Annotated in this window: 1 protein-coding gene; it reads right to left on the bottom strand. The window is 63.9% G+C overall.

What is annotated here, in order from left to right; genetic code table 11:
- Nucleotides 1-923: galactonate dehydratase (gene dgoD / locus E8Q41_RS22525; RefSeq protein WP_137157824.1), on the bottom strand; the 923-nt coding region annotated here is incomplete at both ends.

Genomic DNA, 923 nt, shown 5'->3' with positions numbered 1-923 from the left:
TCGATCACATAGGCTTCGTCCACCTCAACGCCGAGCCCGGGGCCCTGCGGGATCGACACGAAGCCGTCCTCGTAGTGGAACACCTCCTTGTTGGAGATGTAGTCGAGGATGTCGTTGCCGGTGTTGTAGTGGATGCCGAGGCTCTGTTCCTGGATGAAGGCGTTATAGGAGACGGCGTCCACCTGCAGGCAGGCGGCCAGCGCGATCGGGCCGAGCGGGCAATGCGGCGCCAGCGCCACGTCATAGGCCTCGGCCATCGCCGCGATCTTGCGGCATTCGGTGATGCCGCCGGCATGGGAAAGATCGGGCTGGAGAATGTCGACATAGCCGTCGGCCAGCACGCCCTTGAAATCCCAGCGCGAATAGAGCCGCTCGCCGAGCGCGATCGGCGTCGAGCAGTGATTGGCGATCTCCTTCAGCGCCTCGCGGTTTTCCGACAGCACCGGCTCCTCGATGAACAGCAGATTATAGGGCTGCAGCTCCCGGGCCAGCACCTTGGCCATCGGCTTGTGGACGCGGCCGTGGAAATCGACGCCGATGCCGATATGCGGGCCGACAGCCTCGCGAATGATGGCGATGGTCTCGACCGCCTTCTCCACCTTCTCCCAGGTGTCGACGATCTGCATTTCCTCGCAGCCATTGAGCTTGATGGCCTTGAAACCGCGCGCCACCACATCGCGGGCATTGTTGGCGACGTCGGAGGGGCGGTCGCCGCCGATCCAGCTATAGACCTTGATCTTGTCGCGCACCTGGCCGCCGAGCAGCGAATGGATGGGCTGGCCGAGCGCCTTGCCCTTGATGTCCCACAGCGCCTGGTCGATTCCGGCGAGCGCCGACATGTGGACTGCGCCGCCGCGATAGAAGCCGGCGCGATACATGACCTGCCAGTGGTCCTCGATCAGGAACGGATCCTTGCCGATCAG

This window comes from Rhizobium sp. FKL33 (assembly GCF_005222915.1).
Classification (GTDB): Bacteria; Pseudomonadota; Alphaproteobacteria; order Rhizobiales; family Rhizobiaceae; genus Rhizobium_E.
The sequence above is the reverse complement of the archived record's forward strand: the minus strand, read 5'-3'. Positions and strand labels throughout refer to the sequence as shown.